18 protein-coding genes are annotated in these 24,879 nt (G+C 42.6%); 3 read left to right on the top strand and 15 right to left on the bottom strand.

Features of this window, described 5'->3' with window-relative positions:
• The 11 genes from HY58_RS05695 to galK all read right to left on the bottom strand — a co-directional run bounded on the left by HY58_RS05695 (position 1) and on the right by galK (position 12,417).
• Positions 1-1,248, bottom strand: coding sequence for a sulfate adenylyltransferase subunit 1 (locus tag HY58_RS05695; RefSeq protein WP_039129111.1), 1,248 nt, complete (start codon positions 1,246-1,248; stop codon positions 1-3).
• A 17-nt stretch (positions 1,249-1,265) separates the two neighbouring features.
• Positions 1,266-2,753, bottom strand: coding sequence for a TSUP family transporter (locus HY58_RS05690; RefSeq protein ID WP_039129109.1), 1,488 nt, complete (start codon positions 2,751-2,753; stop codon positions 1,266-1,268).
• A gap of 9 nt (positions 2,754-2,762) precedes the next feature.
• A complete protein-coding gene (cysD, locus tag HY58_RS05685) occupies positions 2,763-3,674 on the bottom strand; it encodes a sulfate adenylyltransferase subunit CysD (protein ID WP_039129106.1) in 912 nt (303 codons plus the stop codon).
• Between the two features lie 26 nt (positions 3,675-3,700).
• Positions 3,701-4,420, bottom strand: coding sequence for a phosphoadenylyl-sulfate reductase (locus tag HY58_RS05680; RefSeq protein WP_039129103.1), 720 nt, complete (start codon positions 4,418-4,420; stop codon positions 3,701-3,703).
• Between the two features lie 35 nt (positions 4,421-4,455).
• Positions 4,456-5,367, bottom strand: coding sequence for a cysteine synthase A (gene cysK / locus HY58_RS05675; protein WP_039129100.1), 912 nt, complete (start codon positions 5,365-5,367; stop codon positions 4,456-4,458).
• Positions 5,368-5,395: 28 nt separating this feature from the next.
• Positions 5,396-6,211: a serine O-acetyltransferase EpsC gene (epsC, locus tag HY58_RS05670; protein WP_039129097.1), complete on the bottom strand. Its 816-nt coding sequence runs from the start codon at positions 6,209-6,211 to the stop codon at positions 5,396-5,398.
• Positions 6,212-6,224: 13 nt separating this feature from the next.
• On the bottom strand, positions 6,225-7,022 hold the full coding sequence (gene cobA / locus HY58_RS05665; RefSeq protein ID WP_039129094.1) for a uroporphyrinogen-III C-methyltransferase: 798 nt from the start codon (positions 7,020-7,022) through the stop codon (positions 6,225-6,227).
• A gap of 1 nt (position 7,023) precedes the next feature.
• Complete coding sequence (locus tag HY58_RS05660) at positions 7,024-8,742, bottom strand: NADPH-dependent assimilatory sulfite reductase hemoprotein subunit (RefSeq protein ID WP_039129091.1); 1,719 nt, start codon at positions 8,740-8,742, stop codon at positions 7,024-7,026.
• 27 nt (positions 8,743-8,769) lie between these two features.
• Positions 8,770-10,635 carry an assimilatory sulfite reductase (NADPH) flavoprotein subunit gene (locus HY58_RS05655; protein WP_039129088.1) on the bottom strand — a complete coding sequence of 622 codons (1,866 nt, stop codon included), beginning with the start codon at positions 10,633-10,635 and terminating at the stop codon, positions 8,770-8,772.
• 148 nt (positions 10,636-10,783) lie between these two features.
• Positions 10,784-11,230 carry an Rrf2 family transcriptional regulator gene (locus tag HY58_RS05650; RefSeq protein WP_039129085.1) on the bottom strand — a complete coding sequence of 149 codons (447 nt, stop codon included), beginning with the start codon at positions 11,228-11,230 and terminating at the stop codon, positions 10,784-10,786.
• 17 nt (positions 11,231-11,247) lie between these two features.
• Positions 11,248-12,417 (bottom strand): galactokinase, encoded by a 1,170-nt coding sequence (gene galK / locus HY58_RS05645; protein WP_039129763.1) that lies wholly within the window; start codon positions 12,415-12,417, stop codon positions 11,248-11,250.
• Between the two features lie 184 nt (positions 12,418-12,601).
• Here galK and HY58_RS05640 point away from each other — a divergent pair, with 184 nt between their 5' ends.
• Positions 12,602-13,489, top strand: a complete 888-nt coding sequence (locus HY58_RS05640) for an AraC family transcriptional regulator (protein WP_052323869.1) — start codon at positions 12,602-12,604, stop codon at positions 13,487-13,489.
• Here the strand turns inward: HY58_RS05640 and HY58_RS05635 are convergent.
• Entirely contained in the window at positions 13,486-13,923 is a 438-nt protein-coding gene (locus HY58_RS05635) for a response regulator (protein WP_039129082.1), read from the bottom strand. The genes HY58_RS05640 and HY58_RS05635 overlap by 4 nt on opposite strands.
• Positions 13,924-13,997: 74 nt before the next feature.
• Here HY58_RS05635 and HY58_RS05630 point away from each other — a divergent pair, with 74 nt between their 5' ends.
• Together HY58_RS05630 and HY58_RS05625 are read left to right on the top strand one after the other, a co-directional pair.
• Positions 13,998-20,066 (top strand): HAMP domain-containing protein, encoded by a 6,069-nt coding sequence (locus tag HY58_RS05630; RefSeq protein ID WP_082022055.1) that lies wholly within the window; start codon positions 13,998-14,000, stop codon positions 20,064-20,066.
• Between the two features lie 8 nt (positions 20,067-20,074).
• The gene (locus tag HY58_RS05625) at positions 20,075-21,361 is read left to right on the top strand and encodes a response regulator (protein WP_052323868.1); all 1,287 of its coding nucleotides are present in this window, start codon (positions 20,075-20,077) and stop codon (positions 21,359-21,361) included.
• 2 nt (positions 21,362-21,363) lie between these two features.
• Here HY58_RS05625 and HY58_RS05620 read toward each other — a convergent pair whose 3' ends face one another.
• From HY58_RS05620 to HY58_RS05610, 3 genes are read right to left on the bottom strand one after another with little or no spacing between them, the layout of a single operon-like run.
• Positions 21,364-22,230: an SDR family oxidoreductase gene (locus tag HY58_RS05620; RefSeq protein WP_039129079.1), complete on the bottom strand. Its 867-nt coding sequence runs from the start codon at positions 22,228-22,230 to the stop codon at positions 21,364-21,366.
• Positions 22,231-22,242: 12 nt separating this feature from the next.
• On the bottom strand, positions 22,243-22,500 hold the full coding sequence (locus tag HY58_RS05615) for a hypothetical protein (RefSeq protein ID WP_039129076.1): 258 nt from the start codon (positions 22,498-22,500) through the stop codon (positions 22,243-22,245).
• A gap of 40 nt (positions 22,501-22,540) precedes the next feature.
• Positions 22,541-24,865: a glycoside hydrolase family 3 N-terminal domain-containing protein gene (locus HY58_RS05610; protein WP_039129073.1), complete on the bottom strand. Its 2,325-nt coding sequence runs from the start codon at positions 24,863-24,865 to the stop codon at positions 22,541-22,543.
• Positions 24,866-24,879: the final 14 nt, after the last annotated feature.

Genomic DNA, 24,879 nt, shown 5'->3' with positions numbered 1-24,879 from the left:
TTAGCTGATAAAACCAACCCCAACCGTGCTGTTGGAGCCTTCATCGATCAGGATAAACCTGCCGTTATGCCTGTTGTTCACATATTTATCTGCACTAACCGGGCGGGCAGTTTTGATGGATACATAACCGATTTCATTCAAGCCGATTTCTTCGATGCCGTCAATGGTCTTATAATCGATCACATTGATACTGCTGAAGAGATTGGTGACTTTTGCTTTAACACGATTACTTCCATGCTGAAGCAGATAGCTTCTTCCGGCTTTTAACGGGGTATGATCGAGCCAGCATACCTGGGCGGAAATTTCTTTCATCTGCTCCGGAACCTGGTCTTTCCGAACAATCATATCACCCCTGCTGATATCAATTTCACTGGTCATGGTAATGGTTACACTTTCGCCGGCCTCTATTGAGTCAACTTCTTTTTCAAAACGAAGTATACTTTCAATGGTTGATTCCTGAAGAGAAGGCAAAGCAACAATGGTATCACCTTTTTTAAGCGTGCCACAGGTAAGTTTACCGGCAAAGCCCCGGAAGTCGTGCCACTGTTCAGATTTGGGCCGGATAACATACTGAACCTGGAACCTTGCAGGATAGCGGATCTCCTGTGAGTGCCATTCAATGTTTTCCAGGTATTCGAGGAGCGCCGGACCATCATACCAGGGAAAGTTATCGGAACGTTTTGAGATATTATCGCCATAGAGTGAAGAAGCAGGGATGAATTGCAACTGCTGCTCTTTAAAATTAGCTTTTGAAAAAAGTGATTCGAATTGTGCCTGGATATTATTGAAATGTTCCTCCGAATAATTCACCAGGTCCATTTTATTTACACAGACAACAACATAGGGTATGCGAAGCAATTGGGTGATATAGAAATGCCGGTGGGTTTGCTCAACTATTCCATTTCGTGCATCGATCAATATTATAGCAACCTGCGCATTACTGGCGCCGGTGATCATGTTGCGGGTATATTCAAAGTGACCGGGAGTATCCGCAATGATGTATTTGCGGGAAGGTGTTGAGAAATAAATATGGGCAACATCTATCGTAATACCCTGCTCGCGTTCAGCAATGAGGCCATCGGTAAGAAGAGACAGATCGGTATAATCAACACCTCTCCGCTTACTTGCTTTTTCAATGGCTTCCAGTTTATCCTGGGTGATGCTGTTGGTTTCAAAAAGCAGCCGACCGATAAGGGTACTCTTTCCATCATCAACACTGCCTGCGGTTGCTATTCTAACAATATCCATATTAAGTTTTTATTCTTTTATATAAATGATTTTATGATCAGGCGTATACTCCAGATCATTACAATAATCCCCACCCCTATCATCATTGTTTTTGCGGGAAGTTTACCCGCAAGTCGGGCTGAAATTGGAGCGGCAATAGTTCCACCAAGTAACAATCCTACCACCACGGGCCAGTGCCCGATACCGGCGGTGAAAAAGAAAGTTGCAGCACTTGCCATGGTGATAAAAAATTCAGTGAGACTTACAGTTCCAATGGTAAATCTGGGACTTCTACCTTTTGAGATCAGGGTACTTGTTACGATAGGACCCCATCCGCCGCCGCCGAAAGAATCAAGGAAACCACCTGCGCCTGCAAGCCACCCCACGCGTTTTACTTTAACGTTAATGTTTGTTGGCTGGAAGGCCCTGCTGAATATTTTAAATCCAAGGAACATGGCATAGAAGGCTATGATCGGCATCAGCCATTGGCCTGCATGTTCACCCAGGAACACCAGCATTGCTGCGCCAAGGATTGCACCAAGTACGCCCGGAATAAGCAGGTGCTTGAATAATTTCTTGTTCACATTACCAAAACGATAGTGACTGTATCCACTTACCCCTGCTGAAAATATTTCTGAGGTGTGGATGGCGGCACTCACTGAAACAGGATTGACCCCTGCTGTGATCAAACAGGTTGCAGAGGTTACACCATAACCCATTCCCAGTAGTCCATCTACCAGTTGGGCCAGGAAACCGGCCAGCATAAAAAGCAGGAATTGCTGGTTTACATATTCTTTGGCCACACCCCATAGTTCAGGAATGGGGGGAAGCGGAACAGAAGAAAGAAGTATATGGCCCACAATCATTGCGGCAAAAAGCCAGATCATGCGGGATGCAATTAATTTCCATTTTCTTTCCTCGTTAATCCTTGCCGGCTGTTTATCGGCAACCAGCACTTTAGTGATGTCATTGAGTTGTTTAACCTTATCGCTGAAGCTACCGTTCATGCGCAGCCGAAGTTCCTGCATGTTGTTGAGTACCTGGTCCATCTCTGGCGGAATAGAATCATTGAACAATTCCTTAAGTCTCTTAGCAACAGTTGGCGATTTCCCATTGGTACTGATGGCAATTTTCAGGTCTCCTTTATTGACGATACTGCCCAGGTAAAAATCGCATAGGTCGGGAGTATCGGCAATATTCGCAAGCACCCCTGCTTCTGCCGCAGCCTGTTTCACCAAAGCATTCAGTTGCTTATCATTAGTAGCTGCAATCACAATATCTTTTTCAATAAGGTCACTGCTTTCAAAAGCTTTCTGCACCAGTTGAAGTCCGGCATGCGTTTCTGCCATAGTTCTGATTGCCTCACTTATTTCAATAGCAACAAGGGTGATAGTAGCATCAGGAGATGTTCTCAGGAGGGAGTTTAGTTTTTCTTCTCCTACATATCCGCCACCTACAACCAACACACGAAGCTGATCGAGTTTAAGGAAAACCGGGTAAAGGTTATTAGTGCTGGTATTAGGCATTAGTAACAATTAAAAATAACCTTCTTTCTTGCGTTGTTCCATAGCAGCTTCGCTCCTTTTGTCATCCATACGTGCACCTCTTTCAGATATCTTGGCAGATAGAATTTCGCGGATGATATCGTCTATATTATTAGCGCTCGAAGCAACAGCTGCGGTACAGGTCATATCACCAACGGTACGGAAACGGACTGTTTCTTCAAAGGGAACTTCTTCTGCCGAGGTATTCAGGAATTCACTATGCGGCCAGATCATTCCATCTCTTTCAATTACCCGGCGCTGGTGCGTAAAATATATAGAAGGGATTTCCAACTCTTCTTCCTTGATATAAGTCCACACGTCTAATTCAGTCCAGTTACTAATGGGGAATACCCTTATGTTCTCCCCTATATTGATACGACCGTTCAGCATATCGAATAATTCCGGTCTTTGCTTCTTAGGATCCCATTGGCCAAAATCATCACGTACAGAAAAGATGCGCTCTTTAGCTCTTGCTTTTTCTTCATCACGACGGGCACCACCAATGCAGGCATCGAATTTAAATTCTTCAATTGCATCCAGTAGGGTTACAGTTTGTAGTACGTTTCTGCTGGCGTATTTACCTGTTTCTTCCTTAACCTTTCCGGCATCGATGCTATCCTGCACATATCGCACGACAAGATCAGCACCAGTTTCTTTTACAAGACGGTCGCGGAATTCAATTGTTTCCGGGAAGTTATGTCCTGTATCCACATGCAATAGTGGAAAAGGAATTTTGCCTGGCCAGAATGCTTTCTGCGCCAGGCGTACAAGTGTAATAGAGTCCTTTCCTCCGCTGAAAAGAAGGGCTGGATTTTCAAATTGCGCCGCCACTTCCCGCAAAATATAGATGCTTTCATCTTCCAGCATCCTGGGAAAAGCGGGTATGGGTGATAATTTCGACATGTTGATGTTCTTACTGTTGCAAAAATTTAATTAACCTGTTGATTGGCCGGGATCTTCTCCTGGTGTAGTCCGCATTCTTTTTGCGATGCTTCCCACCACCACCTCCCTGCCCTTATATCTTCACCGGGTTCAATTGCCCGTGTGCATGGTGCACAGCCTATACTCGGAAAGCCCTTATCGTGCAATGGATTGTAGGGTATGTTATTCTCTGAAATGAATTGCAGCATTTTCTCATATGACCAGTCGAGCAATGGATTCAGCTTCAACAGTTGCCTGGTTTCATCAAATTCCGCAAACTCCAGGTTATGCCTGTTCTCACTTTGTTCGGCCCTGAGTCCAGTTATCCAAACTTTGGCTCCCTGCAATGCACGATTAAGAGGTTCTACTTTTCTTATGAAACAACATTCCTTTCTGTTTTCAACTGATTCATAAAAACTATTTACACCTTTTTCATATACCATGGCCTCCACTTTTGCTGCATCAGGAAAGTATACCCTGACAGGTATCTTATAACGCGCAATGGTTCTGTCAAGAAGGTCATAGGACTCCTGGTAGAGTCGGCCCGTATCAAGTGTAAAAATTTCGATAGGAAGCTTTTGTTTTGCAATCAGGAATGTAATGACCTGGTCTTCCTGGCCGAGTGAAGTGGAAAAAACCAATCTATCAGAAAACAGCTGGCAAATGTATGCAAGCCTGTCTTCAGCAGAAAGAGATGAGAGTTCTTTATTTAATTGTATAAGATCCATTGGAAATAAAAAATACTATTGAGATGTTATTTTAATTAATACAGGCCATCGATCGACAAATAGCGTTCACCCGTATCATAATTAAAAGTAAGAACGGTACTACCTTCAGGAATTTCTGCGAGTTTCTTTGCAACTGCTGCCAGAGATGCACCACTTGATATTCCCATGAAAAGACCTTCTTCCTTTGAAGCACGCTGTGTAAATTGGAATGCCTCGTCTTTACCCACGCCGATTATGCCATCAAGAATTTCAACATTAAGAATTGAAGGAACAAATCCCGCTCCTATCCCTTGTAATGGATGTGGAGAAGGTGATCCACCGCTTAATACAGGTGAGAGTTCAGGTTCAACGGCAAACACCTTAAGATTTGGAAATTTTTTCTTCAGTATTTCTGCACAACCGGTGATATGCCCGCCGGTACCCACACCTGTAATGAGATAATCAATACCGTTTGGGAAGTCCCGAATAATTTCCTGTGCGGTAGTCTGGCGATGTACTTCTGTATTAGCCGGGTTATCAAATTGCTGTGGCATCCAGGCATGGGTAGTTTGTGCCACCAGTTCTTTTGCTCTTTCAATGGCACCTTTCATTCCTTTTTCGCGGGGAGTGAGTTCAAAACTTGCACCATAAAGACTCATGAGTCGCCTTCTTTCAATGCTCATACTTTCCGGCATTACAAGAATGAGCTTATAACCTTTCACCGCCGCCACCATAGCCAATCCTATTCCTGTATTGCCTGATGTTGGTTCAATGATCACGCTGTCCTTATGCAGGATACCTTTCTTCTCTGCATCTTCTACCATAGCAAGTGCGATCCGGTCTTTTATACTTGCACCCGGGTTACTTCTTTCGAGCTTAATATAAACATTATGTTTGTCGCCAAACAGCCTGTTAATCCTAACATGTGGAGTATTTCCTATCGTTTCGAGAATGTTTTTTGCCAGCATAACTTAATAGAATTTTGAGTGTTTATGTTTATATCACCCAGTTCAGGGGTTCTGTAAAATCTTTTTTATTCTTGACGGTAATGATAGGCTGGTGATAAACCATACTTTGTGCAGGTACCGATTCTGTGACGAAACAGTTTCCTCCTATTATACTTTCGCGCCCGATAATTGTTTTTCCGCCGAGTATCGTACTGTTTGCATAAACAATAACATTGTCTTCAATGGTAGGATGTCTTTTTACTTCAGCCTCCTCCTTTTTCACTGCAAGCGCACCGATTGTTACGCCCTGATAGATTTTTACATTCTTTCCAATGATTGAGGTTTCACCTATCACAACGCCTGTTCCATGATCTATCATAAAAGGAACGCCAATGCTTGCGCCGGGATGGATATCGATACCGGTAATTGAATGCGCCCATTCCGATATCATTCTTGGCATTAGTGGAACCTGTAACCTGCAAAGAACATGGGCGATCCGGTAGGCTGTAACTGCCATAAATCCAGGATAGGTAAGTACCACTTCTTCAATGGAGTTTGCCGCCGGATCAAATTGAAGTAGAGCGTTCGCATCTTCCAGCAGATCTTCCTTTATCTTGGGAAGAGAATCAAAAAACTGGTTGCTGATTGCTTCCTCCCCTTCCAGTTCATAAGACTCACTGAAAGCAAACAGTATTTCCAGAAGCTGGTTACTTAGGGCCGCCTGTTTTTTATTATGACGAAGTTCATATGTTTTTTCATTTTCCACCACTGGGAAAAGGAAATCGATCAATTCCTGGGCAAAATCGATGACCTGTTTTTTTCTTGGAACTGATGAACTTAGGATATACCCATGCGTTAGGCTCATAAAATTTTTTTAATCAGGCGATTTGTTGTTTAAATAATTGCTGTTGTGCTGCAAACCAGTTAAGTTCCTGGTGGTATTTTACCACTTCACCCACTATTATAAGTGAAGGTGTACCAACTGCAGCTTCTGCAACCAATGCTTCGATGCCTGACAAATTTCCGGAAATTACCCGTTGGTTCAATAAAGTTCCGTTTTCTATTACTGCAACCGGGGTTAACGGGCACTTCCCTTCCTCAATAAGTGCAGTTGCAATATTTCCAATGTTTTTAACACCCATATAAAACACTATCGTCCCATCAAAAGCCGCCAGTAAAGGCCAGTCAAAATTCAATCCTGACTTTTTACCCTTTTTTGTATGCCCGGTTACGAACATTACGCTCTGGGATGCATCACGATGGGTTAAAGGGATCCCTGCATAGGCGCCGGCAGCGAGGCTACTGGTAACGCCAGGAACAATTTCGAACTCAATACCATTAGCTTTAAGAAAAGAGGCTTCCTCAGCACCCCTTCCAAATATAAGCGGGTCTCCACCTTTGAGCCTAACAACCTGCTTACCTTTCAATGCATGTTCTACCAACCATTCGTTAATGGTTTCCTGGCGGATTGCAGAACAGTAGGGCAATTTTCCAACAAATATCTTTTCGCAACCTTCCGATGCCCATGATAATATTTCCATATTGATCAGGTTGTCATATAAAATGATATCAGCAAGTTCAAGAACCGCTTTGGCACGAAGCGTCATCAACTGGGGATCACCCGGACCGGCGCCAGTGATGAATACTTTCCCTGGATGGTTGGTTATAGCTTTCATATTATATATGATGGAAATCTGCTTTACTAAACTGGTGTTTGATAACACCTTTTCTGACTATATAATCCCCGAAAAATTCCCCCGCTGTTTTTTCTGAAGCATAGGACCCGATCAGCGGGTCAAGCGTACTGAGAATCTCTTCTTCGGTCAATGCTTCCCGGTAGAGTACATTCATCCTGTCGCCATTGAATGCGGCACCAAGATAAAGATTGTATTTGCCCGGGGCCCTGCCCACAAACCCGATTTCACCCAGGTAAGGCCGGCCACATCCGTTAGGACAACCGGTCATCCTTATGGTGATGGGCTGGCTGCCGATACCATGATTATTCATCAGTACATAAATCTTATCAATCAGAGACGGAAGGTATCTTTCAGCTTCACTATTTGCCAGCGGACAAAGATTTAAGGCAACACATGCAATGGAATGCTGGTGCAGCATACTTACCTGTTGATGTGCTTCAATACCGTATAATTCAAGAAGGTTTTCAACAGCGGGTTTCTGTTCATCAGAAACATTTCCAATTACCACATTCTGGTTACCTGTAAGCCGGAAATCAGCCCCATCAAGCATTTCAGCTATAGCCCTCAAACCCTTCCTGAGCTGGAATTTATCTGAATCCTTCACCCTGCCACCTTCAATGTAGAGGGTGTTGAACCATTTCCCATTTTTGCCCTTAACCCAACCATAGCTATCGCCGTTAGTTGTAAAAACAAATGGTCTTGCTGGTTCAAGTTCATAGCAAAGTCTGCGATTAAGCTCGTCTTTAACGAAATCCAACCCAACCCTGTCAATTGTATATTTAAACCTTGACAGTTTACGGTTCTCACGGTTACCATAATCTCTCTGGATCGTTAATATTTTTTCACAAACATCAACTGCCTTTTCTACAGGCGCATATCCGATGATGTTACCCAGCCGGGGGTAGGTATTATCATCGCCAAAGGTCATTCCCATTCCACCTCCCACTGAGAAATTAAATCCGACAAGTTTACCGTTTTCTTCAATGGCAATAACACCTACATCATGCGCAAAAACATCAGTATCATTATAGGGAGGGATGGCGAAAGTGATCTTGAACTTACGGGGGAGGTAAGTTTTTCCATAAATAGGTTCATCAATTTCCTCATCATCTGGTTGTCCGGCCACCAGTTCATCATTCAACCATATTTTAAAATAAGACGTGGTGCGGGGGTTAAGGTGATCGCTTACTGCCTGCGCAACTGCCTGTACATCATCGTGAATGGCAGATGTATAGGGGTTCACGGTGTTCATCACATTACGGTTAACATCACCGCAGGCGGCAATGGTACTCAATAATGAATCATTGATCTCCCGGATGGTCTGCTTCAGATCATGTTTCAGGATATTATGCAATTCAAAAGCCTGTCGCGTGGTCAGTTTAAGGGATGGCATTCCATATTTTGTGGCTATATCATCAAGGGCAATCCATTGGGCCGGACTTGCCACTCCACCCGGAACCCGCACACGGATCATGAATGAATAAAGCGGTTCAAGTTTTTGTGCTTTTCTTTCTTTATCAAGTTCGCGGTCACTCTGAACATAACTTCCGTGAAATTTGATAAGCTGCTGGTCCTGCGAAAAAAGGTTCCCGGTTACTTCATCGCGGAGACTATCGGGAATAGTTCCTTCCAGGTATTTGCTTTTTTCTTTTATATGTTCTACCTCACTGAGTTTGGAACGGTCTTCGTTAAGCGACATAAAATCCTTGTGATTTGAAGTTTTTGTTTAATAAACATCTTCCTGGTACCTGCCCTGGCGGATGAGTTGTTTTACATAATCAACTGCATCTTCTTCAGTAAGACTGCCTTTGTTCTGAACAATATTTATAAGAGTCTGCTTTACGTCTTTAGCCATACGTTTTGCATCACCACAAACATAGAAATGTGCTCCTTCCTGAAGCCATGCATATAATTCATCAGCATTTTCGAGAAGGCGGTTTTGAACATATATCTTTCTGGAGGTATCGCGCGAAAAGGCAGTATTCATCCGGGTAAGTACTCCCTGCTTCAGGAAGCGCTGCCATTCAGTCTGGTAGAGAAAATCGGTGGTAAAATGCTGATCACCAAAAATCAGCCAGTTCTTTCCTTCTGCGCCTGTATCGGCCCGCTCTTCAACAAATGCACGGAAAGGTGCAATACCAGTTCCTGGTCCAATCATTATCACCGGCGTTGAAGAATTTTCGGGAAGACGGAATGATTCATTGGTTTCAATGAAAACGCCAATTTCTTTACCTGGTTCAAGCACGTCAGCAATAAAATTAGAAGCGACTCCACGGTGACGTCTTGCATGGTTATGATATTCCACACGGCTTACAGTGATATGAACTTCTTCGGGATGAGCTGCATAGGAACTGGCGATGGAATACAGGCGTGGCTGGAGCGGAAGCAGGATCTCAGACAATTGCTGAGCACTTATGTTTGCCGGGTAAGCTTTCAGTATATCAAATATATCTCTGCCATATACAAAGTTCAACAAAGCCTGCTTATCGGTAAGGATTGCTTTCAGGGAATGAGCCAATGCCGGATCGCCAATAAAAGGAAGATAGGCATTGAGAAAACTCCCACTTATAGTTGTGAGTTCAGCTTTCTTTTGCAGGAAGGTTGACAGTTCACTACTGATATCCTTTGAGGTGATTTGCTGTGAGGTATCCCATTTTTTCAGGGACAAGATCTCATCAACAAGTGTTTGTTCATTTTCAACCCAAATACCAACTGTGTCACCTGGCAGGTACTCTAAGCCGCTGCCTTCGAGTGACAATTCAATATGATAAGTTTCCTTCGCTGATCCACGGCCATTGAGTTGTATCTTTTCAAGAACTGTGGCCTTAAATGGATTTTTTCGGTTATAGCTAACTGGTTGTATCGTTTTAGCATGTCCGTTGCCATTAGAATGGATGGACTGTGTGAGCACTGCACCCGGCCCCATACCGGCAAAAGATTCCTGCAATTTATTCAGTATAGCTTCCACCCAAATTTCCGCTGTTTCCTCATAATCTACATCAGCCTCTACTCTATCCAAAAGACGTATACCTTTCAGCGCTTCAAAACGCTGGTCGAAATCGCGGCCGGTCTGGCAATAACTTGCATAGCTCCTATCACCCAGGGCAAGCACCGCATAACGCGTGTTTTCAAGGGTAGCAGCTTTCCTGCTGTGAATGAAAGCATGCAGATCTTCAGCAGCCGGTGGAGGATCGCCTTCACCATGGGTGCTTACGATCACCAGCAGGTATTTCTCCTCTTTCAACTTATTACCCTGGTATTGATTCATATCCTGCAAAACAGTGGTGAAGCCTCTCGCAATCAATTTATCGTGCAGGGTTTTAGCAACTTTCTTGCTGTTTCCGCTTTTTGATCCATAAAGGACAGTGATCGAATCCTGTGCCTGAAGAGGTTCCGTTGATATTGATTCTGCCGGAACGGGGATTCGATTGATCAGTTGGAGAAGTTGCTGGTTTCCCTGCTGGAGTCCGGTCAGGTAGCCGGCCAGCCATTGAAGCTGGCGATCTGAAAATTGCTGAAGCAGATTTTGCACCTGTTCCTGTTCTCCCCTGGAGAAGAGATTGGCCGGAAGTGCTACGGTGGCAATACTCATAAGTGGTTTTTAGAGATAGATCCTTTATTAGGATGGGACAAAGATAATAGTAAATGATATAATTCCTATCGTTTTAGTAGGTAATATTCGGAATGCAATTTGGATAAGTCGTAAATATATGATTATAAACAACTTATGTAATAGTTAACTAAATTACAAAATCTGACTCATAGCTATTACCAGATTGCATTAAGTCCTGGAGTGACTTCCCTTCTATCACTTCCAATGTAGCATCTCTGACTTCCAGAAAGATCTTCCGGATGCTGCAGGATGATTCGGGATATGGACATAGTCGGCAAGGTTCATAGAACATTTTACTTACGCAGGGAAGAAGGGCGATGGGACCGTCCATCAGGCGCATAATTTGAACAAGAGGGATCTCACGGGGGTGACGGAGCAGATAATATCCTCCATTTTTTCCGGCCTTACTGCCAAGTATACCGGCTTTCCGGAGTTCCAGTAAAATGGCTTCCAGGAACTTCGCAGGAATTTTCCGGATCTCAGCTATCTGGTTAATAGGGATGAAACCTTCCTGGTAATGTTCACCAAGAAAAGTAAGCGCATGGATGGCATATTGGGTTTTTGCTGAGAGCATAGTAGGAAAGCAAAATACTATTTCTTGCCTGAAACCGCATATGTTCCATTGGAAAGATTGCATTTATAAGCCAGTGGTTCAATTCCGAAACGAGCTTTAAACGCAGTGCTCATCCTTTCAATTACCTCATTTATGGAAAATTTTTTTACAATATTAATAGTGCAGCCTCCAAACCCGCCTCCCATCATCCTGGCGCCGGCAATTGAATATTCTTCACGGGCCAGATCAACCAGGTAATCCAGTTCAGGACAACTTACCTCATAGAGTTTGGAAAGTCCCATATGAGAAGCATACATCTTCTTTCCAAAAGTTACAATATCATTTCTCCGCAAGGCTTCACAACCAACCTGGAGACGGAGATTTTCCTCCACAACGTATTTACACCGGTTATAGATGGTTTCCGGCACAAGGTCTTTGAGCGTATATTCTATCATAGCCCGGTTGGCATCCCTTAAACTTTCCACCTGGGGATATACTTTTTGGAGCGCATTTACACCCTGTTCACATTGCTTGCGGCGAACGTTGTATTCGCCGGCCGCAAGAGAATGTTTAATCCTGGTATCCATTAAAAGTATTTCATGTTGATGAAGGTCGAGCGGCACATATTCATATTTCAGGCTCCTGCAATCAAGAAGGATGGCATGACCTTCTTTACCAAACATACTTGCAAACTGATCCATAATACCACATCTCACTCCAACAAATTCATTCTCTGCAGCCTGAGCCATTTTGACCAATTCAAATTTATCAAGGCCCAGTTCAAATAATTCATTAACGCCAAATGCTATCCCACACTCAAGTGCTGCAGAAGATGAGAGTCCGGCTCCGGCAGGAATATCTCCACCAATCACAATATTCAATCCCCCTATGACGAAATTCTTCTTTCTGAATTGCTCCAGCACGCCATTAACATAGTCGGGCCATAATTGTGGAGATCTGTCGAGCTTACCCAATTTGCCTTTGAATTGCTGACCAAAATCTACCGCAACAAAATGGAGTAGATTGTCTTTTCGCCTGCTGATAGCAATGGTGATCATTTTATCAATAGCGGCGGGTAGAACAAAACCATTGTTATAGTCTGTATGTTCGCCAATCAGATTGATTCTCCCCGGACAGGCAACTACAAGTTGAGGTGCAGCTTTGAAAATGCTGGAAAAATTTTTGGCAATAATCTCGTGTTGAGACAACAGAATCGGTTGTTTCGGCAATTTTGAGGTTGGGGTCATTTATCGTTGAGTGCTGCTAATAAAGGCGACTAAATTAAGGAAAGAAGGTTAGATATAAAAAATCAACGTATTATCGGATTCTTGCAGTATTTTACCTTGATTTTTCATTTTTTATTAGACGGATTTCAACTACGGTGCCTGCTGCATGAAGATTATACAAACAGAAATTGCTCTGAAACTAAACAGTCTCTTCACTGTAATGGAAAGGGAAGAATCTTTTTTTAGTTCCCCACTTCATTTTCATCCGGAATATGAATTGGTATACATTAAGGAAAGCGCTGGAAAAAGAATAATTGGAAACCTGATCGAAAAGTTCGAACCGGGAGATATGGTTCTTATTGGTCCCAACCTGCCACATATCTGGATGAATGATGAAATTTATCTGCAAGGTCATACAGATATGAGGGCCCGGGCAATTGTGATCTATTTTCATTCCAGTTTATTTGATAGTGGACTGTTTTCACTTGCAGAAGCAAATCAGATAAACCATCTGTTAAAGATTTCTTCCAGTGGTTTAGCTATACAGAATGAAACCCGGCAATTAATAGCGCAGAAGATGGAAAGACTGCTTCAGGTGCAGGGCTTTGAAAAAATAATGGGCTTGCTGGAAATCCTTCATTTGCTTTCCATTTCACGGGATATATTCCCCATCAATTCAGAGGAATTACACAACAGGTCAAATACTGAAAAAGACCGGCTCTGTGATGTGTATCGCTATGTGAATGAAAATTTCAGGACTGATATACAGCTTAAGGATGTTGCAAGACTTACCAATTTAACACCCCAGAGTTTTTGTCGTTTGTTTAAAAAGCGCAATAAGATCCATTTTGTTGAATACCTCAACCAGGTGAGGATCAGCAGCGCGTGCAGGTTATTACTTGACAGCGACTGGACCATTTCAGAGATTGCTTATAACTGCGGATATAAAACCATTTCCAACTTCAATAAATTATTTAAGGAAACAACGGGCCATTCACCCAAGAAATACAGGGAGCAGGCATCAGTATCCATTCACTTAAAAGATGAAGTTTAGCTCTTCACCTGGCAGAAAGAAAGCATATAATTGGCAATATCTTTCAATGCTCCCATATCATTTGGCTTCACAACATAATCAGATGCACCCATCCTAAGGCAATCAGCTTTACAGGCCGGGGATTTTGATGTACTCCAGACTATTTTCGGGATGCCAGCATAACGTTCGTGCTGGTTCAACAAATGTAGAATTTCTGCCCCATTCAGTAAAGGTAGGTTATAATCCAAAATAATCAAATCAGGCAAGCCTTCGGCAGGTAATGATTCGAGGAAACTAATTAGTAGTTTTCCATTCTCTAACGATTTGAAAATGTATGATTTATCTATAGATTGGAGCGCCTCGGCAAGAAACTCCTGGTCATCAATATCATCCTCCCCAAGAAGTATAAATTTTGGATGAGTTGTGGGAAGGGTTTGGGGAAATTTCTCTACCATATTTTGTTGAAGTCTTCTGATAACCGAAGGTATAAATTTTTATCTAGCTTTCAGACCAAATAAATGCATTATTCATGCAGCAAAAAACAACCAAGGCTGTAGCAGCAAAAGCAACTGCCCTGAACCCGTCCGATGTCCAGAATGACCATGATGATTCTTTAAGTGACGCAGAACTTCTCAAAGTACTTACAGAAGTTAAAAATGGGAATTTTTCGATCCGCATGCCCTTTGATAAATTGGGTATCAGCGGCAAGATCTGCGATACCTTAAATGAGATCATCTCACTCAATGAGATACTTACCCAGGAACTTGAAACGGCAAAACATACTATTGGTAAGCAGGGTAAGCTTAACCATCGTGTAGAGTTACCGCGATCGGCCCGGGGTTCCTGGAATAGCAGTGTTGAATCCATCAATACATTGATATCTGACCTGGTACATCCGACCATCGAAATAGCCCATGTAATAAGTTCTGTAGCCAATGGAAATCTTTCCCAGGAAATGCCCCAGAAGATCGGTGATCATTTGCTGCAGGGAGAATTTGCACGTATTGCAAAGGAAGTGAATGATATGGTGAAGCAGTTGAATCTCTTCTCCATGGAGGTAACACGTGTTGCAAGGGAAGTGGGTTCAGAGGGAAAGCTTGGTGGACAGGCAAGGGTTAAAGGAGTTGCGGGTGTGTGGAAGGACCTTACAGATTCTGTAAACCAGATGGCTGGAAACCTGACCGCGCAGGTTCGGAATATTGCGGAGGTGACCACTGCCGTGGCCAAGGGTGACCTGTCAAAGAAAATCACGGTAGATGTAGAAGGTGAGATCCTCGAATTAAAGAATACCATCAACACAATGGTTGACCAGCTTAACTCTTTTTCCTCAGAAGTAACGAGGGTTGCGCGAGAGGTGGGTACAGATGGTAAACTTGGGGGGCAAGCCGAAGTAAAAGGTGTTGCAGGTACATGGAAAGACCTGACTGACTCAGTAAACCAGATGGCTTCAAATCTTACTGACCAGGTTAGGAATATCGCACAGGTTACAACAGCTGTGGCCAAGGGAGATCTTAGCCGGAAGATCACCGTGGATGTAAAAGGAGAAATCCTGGAATTGAAGAACACCATCAATACGATGGTGGATCAGCTCAATTCTTTTTCGTCGGAAGTAACACGTGTGGCAGTTGAAGTGGGTTCAGAGGGAAAACTTGGTGGACAGGCAACGGTTAAAGGCGTTGATGGTGTTTGGAAAGACCTGACAGAATCAGTGAACCAGATGGGCTCAAACCTGACAGCGCAGGTAAGAAATATTGCGGAGGTAACAACCGCTGTTGCTAATGGAGACTTGTCAAAAAAGATCACGGTTGATGTTCAGGGAGAGATCCTCGAACTAAAGAATACTTTCAATACCATGGTTGACCAGCTCAACTCCTTTGCGTCTGAGGTAACCAGGGTGGCATTGGAAGTGGGTACAGAAGGAAAGCTGGGCGGACAGGCAAAAGTTCAGGGTGTTGGTGGAACATGGAAGGATCTGACAGATTCCGTAAACCAGATGGCCTCCAACCTTACAGCCCAGGTACGGAACATTGCAGAGGTAACAACTGCGGTGGCCAATGGTGACCTTTCTAAAAAGATCACCGTGGATGTTGCCGGTGAGATCCTTGAACTTAAAAAGACCATCAATACGATGGTGGACCAGCTAAACTCTTTTGCATCGGAAGTAACACGTGTGGCACTGGAGGTGGGAACAGAAGGAAAGCTTGGTGGTCAGGCTAAAGTAAAAGGTGTAGGAGGAACCTGGAAAGATCTTACTGAATCGGTGAACCAGATGGGATCAAACCTCACAGCCCAGGTAAGAAATATTGCTGAAGTAACAACAGCGGTGGCGAAAGGTGATTTGAGCCGGAAGATTACTGTGGATGTAAAAGGTGAGATCCTTGAATTGAAGAATACCATCAATACCATGGTGGATCAGTTGAATTCTTTTGGATCTGAAGTTACAAGGGTAGCAAGGGAAGTGGGTTCGGAGGGGCAGCTAGGTGGACAAGCAGATGTGCCGGGTGTGGAAGGACTTTGGAAAGATCTGACAGACTCGGTAAATAAAATGGCATCCAACCTTACCTCGCAGGTGCGAAATATTGCAGAGGTTACAACAGCCGTGGCTAATGGAGACCTGTCGCGGAAAATTGAAGTGGATGTAAAGGGAGAGATCCTTGAACTAAAGAACACCATCAATACGATGGTGGAGCAGCTCCGCTCCTTTGCATCAGAAGTAACCAGGGTGGCGCGAGAAGTAGGTACCGATGGTAAGCTCGGCGGCCAGGCTAACGTGCCGGGTGTGGGAGGAACATGGAAAGACCTTACCGATTCGGTTAACCAGATGGCAGGTAACCTTACTGACCAGGTGCGAAACATTGCCGATGTTGCCATTGCTGTTGCGAAGGGCGATATGAGTAGAAAGATCACGGTGGATGTTCGCGGAGAGATCCTTCAATTGAAAGAAACCCTTAACACCATGGTGGACCAGTTGAGGGCATTTGCATCAGAAGTAACAAGGGTGGCAAGGGAAGTGGGAACGGATGGAAAGTTGGGTGGACAGGCATTTGTGCCTGGTGTTGCAGGTATCTGGAAAGACCTTACCGACTCTGTAAACCATATGACAGGTAACCTGACTGACCAGGTGAGGAATATTGCAGAAGTAACAAAGGCGGTTGCATCGGGTGACCTTACCAAAAAAGTAACCATTGATGTAAAGGGGGAAATTTTTGAGCTGAAAAATACCATCAATACCATGGTGGACCAGCTTACCTCTTTTGCTTATGAAGTAACCCGTGTGGCCCGTGAAGTGGGAACGGAAGGAAAGCTGGGTGGACAGGCAGAAGTAAAAGGCGTTGCAGGAACCTGGAAAGACCTTACCGATTCAGTTAACATGATGGCATACAACCTTACCAACCAGGTAAGAGGAATTGCGAAAGTTGTAACTGCTGTAGCAACAGGTAATCTGAAGCAAAAGCTATCTATCGTTTCAAGAGGTGAAGTAGCGCAATTAACAGATACCATTAACGAAATGATCGACACACTTGCCCTATTCGCAGACCAGGTTACAACGGTTGCGCGTGAGGTGGGTGTTGAAGGAAGACTTGGCGGACAGGCAAGTGTTCCTGGCGCTTCAGGAATATGGAAGAACCTAACGGAGAATGTAAACCAGTTGGCCGAGAACCTTACAACCCAGGTAAGAGCTATTTCTGATGTGGCTTCGGCTGTAACGCAGGGAGATCTGACCCAGATGATTACGGTGGAGGCCAAAGGTGAGGTGGAAGAATTGAAGGACACCATCAACCAGATGATCGCGAACCTTAAACAAACCACCTTACGTAACCAGGAGCAGGATTGGTTGAAATCGAACCTTGCAAAATTGACACAGATGTTGCAGGGACAAAAAGATCTCAAAACTGTAACAAGGCATATCCTCTCAGAATTAGCGCAAGTGGTGAACGCACAAAAAGGTATGTTCTATATTCTGGAGCAGGATGAAAATCTTCAAAATAAAAAACTCAAGCTTTACGCAGCATATGCTTTTGATAAAGAGATAGCACTGAAAAAAGAATTCTCCCTGGGTGAAGGTTTGGTTGGGCAATGTGCATTGGAGAAGGAGCGCATACTGCTTACGAATATTCCAAGAAACTATTCCAAAATAGTTTCCGGATTAGGCAACTCCACTCCTGCCAACCTGATCGTTTTACCAGTATTATTTGAAACAGAGATCAAGGCCGTCATTGAATTGGCATCGTTTGATCATTTCAGTGAAACGCATCTTGACTTCCTTACACAGCTTACAGAAAGTATTGGTATTGTACTGAATACTATTGAAGCGAACTCGAGAACGGAAAATCTGCTACAACAATCCCAGTCTCTTACCGATGAGCTGAGAAGAGCTAATGAGGAGCTACAGGATAAGGCACATCTGCTTGTAAAGCAAAAGGAAGAAGTGGAGGCCAAGAATAAAGAAGTTGAAGAAGCCAGGTTATCGCTTGAAGAAAAGGCAGAACAGCTGGAACTCACTTCAAAATATAAATCGGAGTTCCTGGCAAACATGTCGCATGAGTTAAGGACACCATTGAACTCATTGCTTATTCTGGCGCAACAACTTTATGAAAATCACGAAGGCAACCTTAATGATAAACAGGTAAGATATGCAAAAACCATTCATAGTTGCGGAGATGATCTGATACAACTGATCAATGATATACTTGATCTTTCCAAGATCGAATCAGGCTATATCTCAACTGATTTTATAAATGTAAAATTCAACCAGATCACCTCTTTTGTTGAGACAACATTCAAGCACGTTTCAGAAAGCAGAAACTTAAGGTTCTCCATAGAAAAACAGGATGGATTACCTGAGGGATTTGAAACAGATTCACAGAGGCTAAATCAAATCCTCAAGAATTTATTATCCAATGCATTCAAATTTACGGAGAAGGGTGAGGTTAAGCTCCGAATCTATGAAGCAGATCGCGGATGGAAACATTCAAATCCGGAACTTGATAGCGCACGAAGGGTGGTAGCTTTTGAGATCAGGGATACCGGGATAGGTATTTCAAAGGATAAACAGAATATAATATTTGAAGCATTCCAGCAGGCTGAGGGATCCACCAGCAGGAAGTATGGAGGAACGGGACTTGGCCTATCGATAAGCAGGGGCCTTGCAGATCTTTTGGGAGGTACCATTGAGCTTGAAAGTGAAGCAGGCAGAGGAAGTGTGTTTACACTATACTTACCTATGGAATCTGCCACGCAGCCTGTACGTCGTGAGAAACCGACATCCAAAAAGAAAAGGGAGTTTAAAATTTCAGAGATAAGTGAATTCATAAGTAAGGAAGTTACAAATAGTGAAAAACTGACTGAAAATAATGAGTTGGAGGGCTTGAATGAAATAATCAATGACATTGGTGATGACAGGAACAATATAATTCCACCTGATAAAGTGGTTCTGGTTATTGAGGATGATGAAAGGTTTGCTAGGATTATGATTGAAAAGGCCCATGAGAAAAATATGAAGGCAGTAGTAGCCACTCATTTTGCTGATGTGTTTGAACTTGCCAACAAATTTAACCCGGTTGCCATTACACTTGATGTAAAACTTCCAGATGCAAGTGGATGGAGAATTCTTGATCTTTTCAAGACGGATATAAACCTAAGGCATATTCCAGTACATCTCGTTTCCGGGGAGGAGAACAGGGTGCTTGCCATGCAAAGAGGTGCAAGAAGTTTCCATTTAAAACCATTGAAAGCAGAGGGTTTGACAATGCTTTTTAATGATATGCAGGAGTTTTCTTCGAGGAAGGAGAAAAAACTACTGATAGTGGAAGACAATGAGACAGAATCAGCACAATTAGCAAAATTCCTTGATAACAATGATATAATTTCAATTGATATTGCTAATACTGGAAATGAAGCTTTGGAATTGTTGCATAAAAATGCATATGATTGTGTGGTGGTGGATTATATGTTGCCTGATATAGCAGGTCTTGATTTTGTTATAGAAGCAAGCGCTATTAACAAATTGCGCATGACACCACTTCTAATCTATTCTGCCCGGGATTTTTCAATAAAAGAAAAAGGAAGGTTGAAACATTATGCTAGTAAGATAATGTTGAAAAACATCAATTCTCTTGACCTTCTACTTGAAGAAATCGTGACATTGTTACATATAGATCATCAGGACCTTACCCCTGAGAAACGCACCTTAATTGAGGAACTCAGGTCATCAAAAGATATTCTTATCAATAAAACAGTTCTTGTAGTGGATGATGATGTGAGAAACCTGTTTGCACTTACTACATCATTTGAGCGATACCATATCAATACCATCACTGCCGAGAGCGGTCAGGAGGCAATGGATATTTTAAATGAAAATGATAAAATAGACATTGTTTTAATGGATATCATGATGCCGGAAATGGATGGCTATGAAACAACACAAAAAATAAGGCGTGAACATAAAAACACTACGTTACCCATTATTGCTGTTACCGCTAAGGCAATGAAAGGTGATAGGGAAAAATGTATTGAAGCCGGCGCTTCAGATTATATTACCAAGCCTGTAAAAATGGATCAGTTATTGTCACTGATGAGGGTATGGCTATATAAATAAAAAAAATAATGGACAATTTCAATGGTAGGAACCAGCTGACTAATTCCGATGTAAAGATCCTGGTGGTAGATGATCGGGAGGATAATCTGTTTTCAATTGAGACCATATTGGAGCCGAGCAGGTATACCATTGTTAAAGCAAGGTCTGGACGTGCTGCATTGAAAGCACTACTCCACCAGCATGATTTTTCACTCATACTTATGGACGTCCAGATGCCTGACATGAACGGATTTGAAACAGCATCGCTCATTTACCAGCGTGAGAAACTCCGGAACATACCCATTATATTCATTACAGCTAATGACTATGGGGAAGAGCTTATTTTTGAAGGATACAGGATGGGTGGTGTAGATTATATTTATAAACCTGTAAATCCGGATCTCCTAAGAGCCAAGGTTAGCGTATTTGTTGAGCTATACAGGAAGACACAGGAACTGATGGCACAGGAAAAACGTCTGACAGAATCAAACATTTCTTTACAGCGTGAAATACAGGAAAGAAAAGCATCGGAGGAAAAAGTTCGTTTATTAAATGAACAATTACTTGATAATAACAATTACCTGAAGGCACTAAATGAAGATCTGGATCGATTTGCCTATGTTGCTTCCCATGATCTCCAGGAGCCTTTGAGAAAAATAATGCTCTTCAGCGATCGGATCCTGCAAAAGAATATTGTTGATAATGATGTTTCTCTTTACCTCCAAAAAATTGTGAGTTCATCAAAGAGAATGGAAAATCTCATTGACGACCTATTAAGGTTTTCACGACATAATACACACCCAACTGATTTTACCCTCATTGATCTGAATAAAGTAGTTTCAGATGTTCTTCAGGATGTTGAGGTAGACATAGAGAAGAAGAAGGCGATGGTCAAGTTTAATAGTTTACCCGAAATATGGGGCATACCCATATTAATTCACCAGCTATTTTTAAATCTTGTAAATAATGCCATAAAATTTTCAAAGCAAAATGTTCCTCCCGAAATCAATATTAATTCTGAGTTGGTTGTAGAGAATGATTCCTCATCTATTTCGAGAAAACAACAGGGACTTCGTTACCAGCGCATCACAATAAGAGATAATGGAATTGGTTTTGATGCAAGTTATTCCGAGGAAATTTTCCGTGTATTTAAGCGTCTCAATAGTTATCATGAATATAATGGTAGTGGTATAGGACTTTCCATTTGCAAGAAAATTGTTGAGACACATAACGGAAGTATTAGTGCAGAAAGTGTGCCTGGGCAGGGTTCAACATTTATGATTGAGCTCCCTGAGGAACAATTATTTCCACGATAAACTTATCCATTTACGATCTCCCCTCCATTGGGGTGAATAACCTGTCCGGTAATATAAATACTGTCGTCTGTCGCCAAAAATAAATAGGCAGGGGCTACCTCGCGTGGCTCACCAGCCCTTTTCATTGGCGTGTCACTACCATGGGTTTTAACCTTTTTGGTGTTCACACTTGATGGAATCAGAGGAGTCCAGATAGGCCCGGGGGCAACTGCATTCACTCTTATACCCTTTTCAGAGAGATTTGCAGCAAGACTTCTAGTGAACGACACTATAGCGCCCTTGGTTGCGGCATAATCTATCAAAGAACTGCTACCACGATAAGCAGTAACCGAAGTTGAATTAATAATTGCTCCACCTTTCTTAATATGCTTTAATGCAAGGCGAGTAAGGTTAAAAACTGAAAAAACATTTACAGCAAAAGTTCTTTCTAATTGCTTTGCTGATATTTTTTCAAGTGAATCCTGTTCAAAGTGCAATGCTGCATTATTGACTATTATATCAATGCGGCCAAATTTCCTGATTGTTTTTGTAATGATGGCTTTACAAACCGATTCGCGTGCAATATCACCTGGAATAATTATACAATCCCTCCCATATTTTTCAATCACCTGCTGGGTTTTTCGCGCGTCCGAAGTTTCGTTGAAATAAGATATTGCAATATCGGCCCCCTCTTTTGCAAAGAGAACTGCCACCGCCCTGCCGATTCCACTATCTCCCCCTGTTATCAAAGCAATCTTACCCATTAACTTACCAGAACCTGACTTTTCGGGATAATCATATTCTGGCAAAGGTTTCATTTTAGATTCAATACCTGGCTTACGCTGGTGTTGCGCGGGTCTTAATGCTTTTTTTGAATTTACCTTTTGCATAAAAATAATAATTTACCAGCAGTCATTGTTTTTTGCCTTGATATATCCGCCATCGCAATCCGGCATATTCCAATCAGTAAATGGGTTTTTATTCTGTAGAGACTTCTCCTCTTTTCGCACAATATGAAGGGGCTCGTTTCGGGAAATTTCTTTCGCGATTAACATGTTTGAGGGATTAATTCTGATTCCTTTCTTTAGAATTCTGCTTCTCTCTCTTCCATAAAGTCTTGTCAGGTATGTTTCTTGTGCCTTAAGTGCTGTCGAGTTCATGGGATAGTTTTCCCAAAATGGAAAAACATTATGCCATCCCTTATTTACGTTTCTTATATTTTTCTGTACGTTTATCTGAAATTTTTCCTTTCCAGTTAAGTCCAAAACCAAAATCATACTTATTGCCCTGTGCATCAACATGACAATTCATATCATGAGGTGTATCTTCAAATTGCTCTTCCACCGTTTTCATATCAGCAGGCATTTGAACAGGGAGTAGTCCCGATGGTTCAACTCCTGTAAGAATATCTAAAATCGCCTGATCCTGAACACCAAAACCCAGCAGTATTCCATCAACTTTACTCTCAAATTCTGAGAATATCATTGGGCCGGATGCCTCCACACTTACTATGACCGGCTTATCTGCCATCGCAATTCTGGTATCAAGTATTGATTTCAGTTCGGCATGGTTTAATGCTGTAAATGATTTCCCTTTATATGTACGATCAGTTATAGAAGGATCAACTAGGGGATCGCCCGCGGCAATACTTTTCTCTCGCGCATTTACTGCCGTATATGGTGAATATTGCAGCGATATAGGTACATATCCACTGCCCCCTTTTTCCCGATCATCTTTCTCATAACCAACACCACCCATCGGACTCTTCACAAAAACCAATGCAAAATCAGCAACTGCTGGATCGTCACTTACATTAAAGTATTTTTTTACCAGTTCCATGTTAACAGGATAATCCAATTTTTCAGGTGTAAGATTACCGAACCAATCACGCATTGCCGGACTAAGCCTTTTGGGGATATATACTGTTTTCTTTTTTTGCAAAGGCAGTACATTAAGCCTGTTCTTTAGCATTACAATCGACTTAAGCTGGGCCTGGTAACCTGCGGTTACATACTCAGCCTTTCCAACAGTAAGTTTTGAATTCTCCGGATCCAGATAGGGGTTTTCAAAAATGCCTGTTCTGAAAATATTCAACAATAACCTGACAGCTGACTGTTCAAATCTATTGCGCATGAATGTTTCACCATGCTCTTTAACGCCCATCTGATATGCCTCTATTACAGGTGCAGAAGCATTGTTTCCGCCAAATTGATCTACACCCGCCATGAGAACCTTGTAGTGACGCTGGGCTAAATTCTCGCGCTCTACACCCCATGATTTACCCGCAAAAATATCAGGCGTCTTACCTTCATCAGCGGTAATAAGCCAATCAGTACAAACTACTCCTTCATATCCATATTTTTTCCGTAACAGATCCGTGATGATGTATTTGGAAAAACCATTTCCAACATTTTCCCCATATTTTTTATCCTGGTTAAAGCTGATCGTATAATAAGGCATCACAGCAGATGCCATTTTTGTTTTGCCAGAAAGTTTGAATGCACCTTGCAGAAAGGGGATCATTTGCAATTCAAAATTATTACCTGGATAAACGGCAAACTTACCATAAGCAAAATGAGCATCTCTTCCACCCTCTTCAGGCCCGCCACTTGGCCAATGTTTCACCATTGCATTAACACTGCTAAATCCCCATCCATCTTTCAATTCATCCACTCCCTCAGAAGTCTGAAATCCATCAATATAGGCCCGGCCCATATCCGCCGATAAATATGGATCTTCCCCAAAAGTTCCTTTTATACGATTCCACCGTGGTTCTGTGCCGAGGTCAATTTGTGGGGATAAGGCTGTAGTGATGCCAAGCGCTCTGTATTCTCTGGCTGCTATTTTTCCAAATTGAAGTACTATTTTGGGGTCGAAAGTGGCAGCGAGACCCAGCGCTTCAGGCCACATTGAAATTTTTCCACCTGCACCTGCATTATATTCTGTTGAGGCGATAGCATTATGGCGGGGATCAGAACTTGTATTGGCTGGTATGCCGAGCGCCAAACCCTCCACCATAGCCTGGAGATTATTATTCCAGCGTGCTGCAACATCCGGACTTTCCACACTTGTAATAAGAACATGGCGCAAATTATCCTTACTTAGAAATTGCTTCTGCTGATCACTAAGATCATATGCTTTTGCATCACTTTCACTAATAGGTTTACCATTATAGGTGCCGCTTCCAAAACCCCTGGAACGAGCCGGTATCGATTGATGACCACTATACAACATTAGTCCGGCGATTTGCTCAATTGTCATTTTAGAAGCCAGATCCTTTGCCCTCGCTTCAAATGAATTCCGCCAATCTTCATAGATGTCAAGTTTGCCATTCCTGTTCAAATCCTTGAATGCATAACCATCTTTCGATATTATTCGTATACCAGAATTTGGAGAGTATCCGAGAATACGTCCTCCTTTATTGGTTATTAACCTGAAATTCCCCTTGTTGACTTCTGTCCATTGCTGAGAAAGAACATTGCTGGCAAAGAGTGCCAGAACTACAAAAAAAATGGTCGGTTTCATATGACTTTATTTCA

Source organism: Flavihumibacter sp. ZG627 (genome assembly GCF_000814325.1).
Taxonomy (GTDB): domain Bacteria; phylum Bacteroidota; class Bacteroidia; order Chitinophagales; family Chitinophagaceae; genus Flavihumibacter.
Note: the sequence above shows the minus strand (reverse complement) of the source record. Positions and strands in the feature narration are given on the sequence as shown.